2 protein-coding genes are annotated in these 1,306 nt (G+C 47.3%); both read left to right on the top strand.

The genetic code is table 11. From position 1 onward, the window contains the following. Positions 1-5 precede the first annotated feature (5 nt). On the top strand, positions 6-1,136 hold the full coding sequence (locus ACFVQB_RS34385) for a sensor histidine kinase (RefSeq protein ID WP_014416790.1): 1,131 nt from the start codon (positions 6-8) through the stop codon (positions 1,134-1,136). A 4-nt stretch (positions 1,137-1,140) separates the two neighbouring features. Next, positions 1,141-1,306, top strand: a 166-nt coding sequence (locus ACFVQB_RS34390) for a response regulator (protein WP_379449875.1), incomplete at its 3' end; no start/stop codon positions are given.

A 1,306-nucleotide genomic window follows, 5' to 3' on the forward strand; every position in this document is an offset into this window, starting at 1 on the left:
ATACGATGAAGATTGCACATACGAAGTTACTGATCAGGGGTTTTGCATTACTATCAATCTTTCATGCGATTCTTCAGCTTCCTCCCGGCCGGGGGGAGCTGAAGGTTTTTTTGTCTGTGCTCGTGATGATGCTGACGGCTAATGACTGCCTGCGGCCGCTGTATATGAAGAGAAGGCCGGCTATATATCAAGGCTCTTTTCTCCTGAGCAGCGTTATGGCGGGAGTTCTTTTGTACAATGTCTATAGTGTGGGGACACAGGCCGTAATGGTGCTTTTATTGGCGGAGGTGCTTATTACTGATAAGCAGATTTCGGCTGTTTTGTTAACGATGAATGCCGCCGCATTTGCCGCAGCTTTATACGCCGGCGGGGCGGGTGTCAGTGATATCGTGCCGCCATACTTCATCATGTTTGCGGTGATTTATTTATATCGGAAAAACCTGCAGGAGAAGTCGAAGGTTGAATTGCTGAACCGAGAGCTGGAGATCGCTAATGATACACTGAAGGAATATTCAGACCGGATTGAGGAACTGGCCGTTACGAAAGAAAGAACAAGAATTGCGCAGGAGCTGCATGATTCTCTCGGTCATTATCTGGCTGCTCTGAAAATGAATTTGGAATTTGCCGGGAAGACAGCCGGGCATCAGCCGGACAAAGTGAAGCAGATCATTCATAAGGCGCATGATCTTACGAAAGAATCCATTTTAAAGCTTCGCCAGGCCGTTATGCTGCTGCAGGGCTCTTTGCCGGGGCGGGGATTTGAGCAAGAGCTCCGTGACATTTTCAGCCATTTTCAAGAGGCGGGAGGCATATGCTTCGAGCTGGAGATGGACGCGGCCATAGAAGCGGAACAGCCGGATGTGAAGCATTGTCTTTATCAATCCGTTCAGGAAACGATTACGAATGCGATAAAGCATGGACATGCTTCATATGTTTCTGTCCGGATTCAAAAAAACCGAAACATGATATTGGCGCATATTCATAATAACGGCTCAGCCTGCGGAACGATCATAAAATCAAATGGTCTGAAAGGAATTGAGAAAAGAGCAGCCGCACTTGGCGGAGAGGCTGTTTTCTCGTCTGGGAAGGAAACGGGTTTTGACGTGAAAATAAGGTTTCCGTGCAAGGAGGATTAATCAAGTGAATGTCATGATTGCAGACGACCAGTCCATTGTGAGAGAGGGGCTGAAAATGATTCTGAGTCTTCACGAAGGAATTCAAATATCGGGAGAGGCTTCTTGCGGCGAAGAGGTTCTCCGGCTGCTTTCTCAAACCGAAACTGATGTGATTTTGATGGATATCAGAA

It is taken from the genome of Paenibacillus sp. NPDC057886 (genome assembly GCF_042796655.1).
Classification (GTDB): domain Bacteria; phylum Bacillota; class Bacilli; order Paenibacillales; family Paenibacillaceae; genus Paenibacillus.

Excerpts from the sequence above, each read along its gene's own strand:
- ACFVQB_RS34385 (WP_014416790.1), top strand. The coding sequence starts at position 6 with ATGAAGATTGCACATACGAAGTTACTGATCAGGGGTTTTGCATTACTA.